The 7,007-nt window shown below is 42.7% G+C and carries 6 protein-coding genes; 2 read left to right on the forward strand and 4 right to left on the reverse strand.

Going from position 1 to position 7,007, the window contains the following annotated elements; all coding sequences use genetic code 11:
* Positions 1–83: 83 nt before the first annotated feature.
* The 4 genes from AC1DPZ_RS18940 to AC1DPZ_RS18955 form a co-directional block, all read right to left on the reverse strand.
* Positions 84–281 (reverse strand): hypothetical protein, encoded by a 198-nt coding sequence (locus AC1DPZ_RS18940; RefSeq protein WP_477406283.1) that lies wholly within the window; start codon positions 279–281, stop codon positions 84–86.
* Between the two features lie 139 nt (positions 282–420).
* Positions 421–972 (reverse strand): SMC-Scp complex subunit ScpB, encoded by a 552-nt coding sequence (gene scpB, locus AC1DPZ_RS18945; RefSeq protein ID WP_477406285.1) that lies wholly within the window; start codon positions 970–972, stop codon positions 421–423.
* 114 nt (positions 973–1,086) lie between these two features.
* Entirely contained in the window at positions 1,087–2,211 is a 1,125-nt protein-coding gene (gene mqnC, locus AC1DPZ_RS18950) for a cyclic dehypoxanthinyl futalosine synthase (RefSeq protein WP_477406287.1), read from the reverse strand.
* A 136-nt stretch (positions 2,212–2,347) separates the two neighbouring features.
* A complete protein-coding gene (locus tag AC1DPZ_RS18955) occupies positions 2,348–4,345 on the reverse strand; it encodes a M1 family metallopeptidase (protein WP_477406289.1) in 1,998 nt (665 codons plus the stop codon).
* A gap of 799 nt (positions 4,346–5,144) precedes the next feature.
* Here AC1DPZ_RS18955 and AC1DPZ_RS18960 point away from each other — a divergent pair.
* Together AC1DPZ_RS18960 and AC1DPZ_RS18965 are read left to right on the forward strand one after the other, a co-directional pair.
* Positions 5,145–5,894 (forward strand): prolipoprotein diacylglyceryl transferase, encoded by a 750-nt coding sequence (locus tag AC1DPZ_RS18960; RefSeq protein ID WP_477406291.1) that lies wholly within the window; start codon positions 5,145–5,147, stop codon positions 5,892–5,894.
* The coding region (locus AC1DPZ_RS18965; protein ID WP_477406293.1) for a radical SAM protein at positions 5,887–7,007 on the forward strand (1,121 nt) is incomplete at its 3' end. The genes AC1DPZ_RS18960 and AC1DPZ_RS18965, both read left to right, overlap by 8 nt.

Below are 7,007 nucleotides of genomic sequence, written 5' to 3' on the forward strand. Positions count from 1 at the left end.
TTAATAATCTTCGTCGTCTTCTTCGTCAAAAGAATCAAATCCTCTGCCCAGATCATCATCCAACGGGCCATCAAAATCATCATTTAATAATCTTCGTCGTCTTCTTCGTCAAAAGAATCAAATCCTCTGCCCAGATCATCATCCAACGGGCCATCAAAATCATCATCGTCGTCATCAACCTTTTTCTTTGTTTTTGAGTCGAGAATCAGATCATCATTGTCTTCATTGTCATCTTCGGAATTGTCGATCTTCTTAGTAATCGGTTTTTTTGGCGCTCCCATTGTAACGGATTTTATTTGTAAAACTTTGTCAATAATACTTTAAATCGGATAAAAAGCAAGAATTTTTTTGAGACTTTTATTTCCTTATCCAATAGTAAAAATAATCAATTTCATTTTTATTAAAAAGATGAAATTAAAATTATTCTGTTTGTTCGCCTATAGCGATTGAATTACTGTTAAAATCTTTAATCTGAGGCAATTCCTGTATGCTGTTGATGCCGAAATAATCCATAAATAAGCCACTGGTGCCATAAAGTATTGGTTTTCCTAAGGCTTCCGACTTCCCAATTATAGCTATTAGCTCTTTTTCCAGTAGTTTTTGGATCGAATAATCGCAGTTTACACCGCGGATCTGCTCTACGTCAGTTTTGGTAACCGGCTGTTTGTAGGCGATGATGGCCAGGGTTTCCAACGCAGCCTGGCTCAATCTTTTTTTGGATCGCTGTAACTGCAACAGGTTAATAACAGGGTGGTATTGTTTTTTGGTGAAAAACTGGTATCCATTACCCACTTTTACCAGTTCGATGGCCAGTTTATCATCGCTATATTTTAGTTCGATAGCTTTAAGGCTTTCATTTACCTCATCTGTATTAAAATCGCGTTCAAAGGCAGCCTGCAAACAATACATGATCTCCTCCATACGGATACCCTGTTCTGACGCGAAAATGAGTGCTTCTATGTAATGTTCCATTTTTGTGAATGGTGGGGTGGTGAGTAGTGAATGGTGAGTAGTGAGCGGTGAATGGTTGGTTAAGTTAACAAGCAAAAACTCGCCACTCACCATTCACTACTCACCGCTCACCAATCAATAATTAATAACCTGTTCTTCAATTTCAACAGGCACATCGCGCCAATCGTATTTTTGGGTGCGTAGCTGTGGTTCAAAACCGGCTTCGAGGATAGATTCCTGGATACCTTTTGCAGTGAACCTGTGCGGAGCCCCTGCAGCCGAAACCACATTCTCTTCGATCATGATCGACCCAAAATCGTTAGCACCAGCGTGTAGGCACAACTGCGCTACCTGTTTACCAACGGTAAGCCATGAAGCCTGTATGTTTTTAATATTGGGAAGCATAATGCGGCTTAGTGCTATCATGCGGATGTATTCATCGCCGGTTACATTATTGGTAATGCCGCGTACCTTACGCAGCAGGGTACCATCATCCTGGAAAGGCCATGGGATAAAGGCCACAAAACCATAATGTCCTTCAGGCTTTTCTGCCTGTACCTCGCGAATCCAAACCAGGTGCTCAAAACGTTCTTCAATGGTTTCAATATGGCCAAACATCATGGTGGCAGATGTAGGCAAATTCAATTGATGAGCCGCACGCATTACATCCAACCACTCCCTGCCGCCGCATTTGCCTTTTGATATCAGGCGACGCACGCGATCGTTCAGGATCTCGGCACCCGCGCCGGGCAGTGAATCCAAGCCGGATTCTTTCATCGCCCGCAGCACATCAATATGGCTCATGCCTTCCAGTTTGGCCACGTGTGCAATCTCTGGCGGGCCTAAAGAGTGTAGTTTTAATTTAGGGTATAGCTGCTTCAGCTCCCTGAACAGGTCGGTATAAAACTTCAGCCCTAAGTCGGGGTGATGACCGCCCTGCAATAGCAGCTGATCGCCGCCGTAGCGGAAAGTTTCCTCTATCTTCTTTTTATAAGTTTCAATATCTGTAATGTAACTATCCTCGTGGCCCGGCCTGCGGAAAAAGTTACAGAACTTACAATTGGCTATACAAACGTTGGTGGTGTTAACGTTACGGTCTATCTGCCAGGTAACCTTACCATGCGGAACCTGCTTTTTACGCAATTCGTTGGCAGTGTACATGAGGTCGGCAGTGGATGCGTTGTTATACAGGTAAACGCCTTCATCCTCGGTTAAAAAATCAAACCGCAAAGCGCGTTGCAACAGATCGGCTGTGTTCATGTTAACAAAGATAAAGCTTTAGGTTATTAAAAGATTAATGTAAGGGCTAAGATTGACAAATTAATGAGAAGCCCCCCAGCCCCCTGGAAGGGGAGCAATAATAAACGAGGTTAATTGCAAATCAGAAACTCCCCCTTTAGGGGGTTGGGGGACTCACCTTCACACTATTATTCCCCCTGTTCAAATCCGGCAAAGCATTATCCGGGTCGATGGTTATGCTTTCAGCATCCTGTGTGGCTGGTAAGGTAACGGTTACCACTTTACGCTGCATCCAGGTTTCAACCGGCAGATAGCTGCGCTTTTTGCTGCCGTCTTTATATTTTATCTCTACGGTAAATGGCATAGGTAGCTGTTCCTTGTTCACAACGGTTATTTTTACCCCTTTAGTGGCATCACTAACTACATTTTTGGCATCTATAACAGCAATATCGCTAACCCAGTTGTTATAAAACCAGCCTTTCCAAAACCAGGATAGATCTTCGCCAGCCCCGTTTTCCATCGACCTGAAAAAATCATCCGGCTGTGGATGTTTATAGGCCCATTTGCTGACGTAGTTGCGGAAGGCATAGTCAAACCTGTCTTTACCCAATATCTGCTCGCGCAGTAAAACCAATCCGAATGCAGGCTTAAAATACACTAATGGATGGCGGTATTTTTCGGGTGTGGCGTCCGCAGCTGTCATAATTGGCGGCGAGCCGGCGTCAGTTAAAATCGGGATGATCTCATCGGCAGGGTTGCCGCCGCCGGGCGCATACTCGCCATCACGTTTGGGGGCGTACTCGCCTTTATTAAAGGCATCTGATGCATAAATATCTATGAACGTGTTAAATCCTTCATCCATCCAGCCAAAGCGGCGCTCGTTTGATCCTACGATCATCGGGAACCAATTGTGACCAATTTCATGAGCGGTTACCCAATAAAGTTCTTTGTCTTTATCGGTAATGCCGTCAAATACAATGCCCGGGTATTCCATACCACCTGCAATACCGGCTTCGTTAATGGCAACGGGATAGGGGTAAACAAACCATTTTTCTGAAAAATACTCAATCGATTTTTTCAAATATTCGGTAGCCCGGTTCCATGCATCGGCGCCAACGCTTTCGGCAGGGTATACCGACATGGCCAGTGATTTTTTGCCGCCGGGTAAATTTACCCTGGCAGCATCCCATATATAAGCTTTTGAGGCACCAAAGGCAACATCGCGGGTGTTAAGCATTTTATAATGCCAGGTAAGCGTACCTTTGTTTACCGGGCGGCTTAACGGATCGGTCACCTCGGCCAGATTGCGGATCATGATGGTTTTGTCGCTGTTACGGGCTTCATCCAAACGGGCAATTTGCTTAGCTGTAAGCACTTCCTTAGGGTTTACCAATTCGCCCGATCCAGCTACTATCATATCCCAGGGTACGGTAACCTGGTAATCAAAGTCGCCATAATCCAGGTAAAACTCGCCTGCTCCTAAAAACGGCAGAGTATGCCAGCCCTGGCTATCGTCATAAACACACATGCGCGGAAACCATTGGGCTATCTCATATATCTTGCCATTTTTAGTATCTACATAATCGGTACGGTTGCCAAAATCGCCGGGAATGGTATAATGGTATTTGATCCTTAAGCGGAGGGCTCCTTTGCCCAAAGCATGGGGCAGGCGTACCTGCATCCGGGTATCGGTAATAACAAAGGGTATTTGTTTAACAATGTCGCCCAGGTCTAATGCCACCGATTCTATGGTATAACCGTTGGTATGTTGGTTTGGGCCTGGCACCCGGCCGGTAAAAAAGTTGGAGCGGGCTTCTTTTTTATAGGTGTTTTGATCCAATTGCAGCCACAGGTATTGTAATTCATCGGGACTGTTGTTGATATAATCTATCGATACCGTACCATCAATGGTTTTGTTTACGGTATCCAGCGTTACTTTAATGTTATAATTAGCCCTATTCTGCCAGTATTTTGGTCCCGGATCGCCATTGGCCGAGTGAAATTCATTACCCTTTTCGCTATAAAACTGCGGCGAAAATGCTGTTGCCGGATTATAGTTTGAGGTAGTATCGCCGGGGTTTATCTTTCTTTTTTGAGCCTGGGCATTAACAGCCAAAAGTGYAAGTAAAACTAAGCCTGTAAATTTAATTTTCATGGGGATGCTTTAATGGAAGCAATATACAAAGGATGCCCGGAAATTTTATTTTGCTTTAGAAATGATACGAAAAATTAAAAAGATTTATGGAAAGCCTGATCTGCCTGCATCATATAGAAAATTCACTCAGAGGCTGTTTAAATTTGATTTATTAAGTGTTCCATTTGAGTGCAGTGGAACACCCCGAACGCTTTGGAACGCATTGTGGTTGATTATCAATAACTTAAGCTTTTTAAAAACCAACAAAGACCGGAACACTTATGCAGCTGATAATCAACATTATAAATCCAATTATTAACTTATGATTAAAATTAAGCTGGCGGACTGTAGTTCGATATCTGAATTTATCTCGCGCAAAGATGCAAAGTGATTTACTTCTTGTTTCTTTGTTAGTTAATTTCTATATAGTGTTCCTGTCTTCACTATAAATGCACTTTTTTGAAGAAAAATCAATTTATATCGGGATATATAGAGCCGGATTAATTGGAAACTTATCATCCACCTATCTCACAAATCCGGCTAATTTTAGCCTCAATTTAAGAGCCACAAAAGTTATAAATCAAAAACTCATAGTTTAATGGAACTTAAGAATAGTTTAACGTTATTTAACAAAGGAAGATTTTGCTAAATAACACTTTTTTGTTTCAAAATGGGAACATGGCCCTTTGATGCTTAAATGTACACGAGTATTAGTTCGGTTGACCTTATAGTCGGAGGCATTTCTGTACGATATTCTTTTACCAGGGGCATGTGGCATAAAATAAAAAGAATATTTTAGTGTTTTACTAAACATCGCATTTTGCATTTCCCCGTAAACATCCCCATAGGCAAATCCTCCATCCCGGTACATTTTGTGTGCGAAACATTGGCCTATTTTTTAGGTTACCGTTATTATGCCTGGTTGCGCCGGAATACCCGTGACCAGATCAGCACCGAAAACCGGCTCATCATTTTTATCGGTGCAGCCTTCGGTGCATTTGTAGGCTCGCATGTGGTTGGGATTTTAGAAAATCCTACATTGCTGTCAAAGTTTAACCTTATTTATTTTATGGGCAATAAAACCATAGTGGGCGGGATGTTAGGTGGGCTGATAGGAGTAGAGCTTACCAAAAAAAAGATCGGCGTAACCGTGTCTTCCGGCGATATAATGGTTTACCCTTTGATATTGGCCATGATCATCGGCCGTACAGGCTGCTTCCTGGCCGGACCGGAAGACGGTACCTATGGCATAGCTTCCAAACTTCCCTGGGCAATTAACTTTGGCGATGGTATTCGCAGGCATCCCACCAACCTGTACGAAATTCTATTCTGGATAATGCTTTGGATAGTATTAAAAACGATTGAAAAGCGCCATCATTTTACCGATGGTTCAAAGTTTAAGCTATTTATGGTGAGTTACCTGCTATTCAGGCTTTTGGATGAGTTTATTAAACCCGATTACTTTTTTAGTTTCGGTCTTTCGGTAATACAGTTAGTTTGTATCGCAGGTATTTTGTATTATTATAAAGTATTTCTGTATCCATCAAAACTGATAAAAACCTATGCCTGAACGCCCGTATATTTATTATGATTTTACGCTAAGCATTTGTTCTACTTGCTTGCGCAGGGTTGATGCCAAGATAGTTTTTGAGGACGATAAGGTGTACATGCTTAAAAACTGCCGTCAGCATGGTTTTGAAAAGGTGCTTATAGCCACCGATATAGAATATTATAAAAACTGCCGCAATTATGCCAAGCGCAGCGAAATGCCGTTAAAATTTAATGCCAAAACGCATTATGGCTGCCCTTATGATTGTGGTTTGTGCCAGGATCATGAACAGCATTCCTGCTTAACGGTTATTGAGGTTACAGATAGGTGCAATTTAAGCTGCCCAACCTGTTATGCCATGTCGTCGCCCACGTATGGCAGGCACCGTACCCTGCAGGAAATTGAGCAAATGCTGGATGTAATTGTAGAAAATGAAGGCCAGCCTGATGTGGTACAGATAAGCGGGGGAGAGCCAACCGTACACCCACAGTTTTTTGAAATCCTGGATATCGCCAAAACAAAACCCATCAAACACCTGATGCTGAATACCAATGGCATAAGGATAGCCAAGGACGAAAGCTTTGTAAAACGACTGGCCACTTATATGCCCGATTTTGAGATCTACCTGCAATTTGATTCTTTTAAGAAAGAGGCATTGGAGCAGCTAAGGGGAGAAGATCTGCGCGAAGTACGATTAAAAGCTATAGAACATCTTAATAAATATAACTTATCGACCACATTGGTAGTCACCCTGCAAAAAGGCTTAAATACTGATGAAATAGGTGCTATAATTGAATACGCGCTTAAACAACCCTGCATTCGCGGCGTAACTTTTCAACCAACACAACAGGCCGGTAGATTGGAGAATTTTAATGAGCAAACCGACCGTTATACACTTACCGAAGTGCGTACCGCTATATTGGAGCAAACCAACATCTTCAATAAAAACGACCTGATCCCGGTGCCCTGCAACCCCGATGCGCTGGTAATGGCTTATGCTTTAAAACTGGGCGACCAGGTATTCCCGCTCACCAGGATGATAAACCCGGATGACCTGCTGGATAATTCCAAAAATACCATCGTTTATGAGCAGGATGAAAAGCTGAAAGGGCATTTACTCAATATGTTTAGCAC

This window comes from Mucilaginibacter sp. P4_G9 (assembly GCF_056400985.1).

Excerpts from the sequence above, each read along its gene's own strand:
- AC1DPZ_RS18940 (WP_477406283.1), bottom strand. The coding sequence starts at position 281 with ATGGGAGCGCCAAAAAAACCGATTACTAAGAAGATCGACAATTCCGAA.
- mqnC (WP_477406287.1), bottom strand. The coding sequence starts at position 2,211 with ATGAACACAGCCGATCTGTTGCAACGCGCTTTGCGGTTTGATTTTTTA.
- scpB (WP_477406285.1), bottom strand. The coding sequence starts at position 972 with ATGGAACATTACATAGAAGCACTCATTTTCGCGTCAGAACAGGGTATC.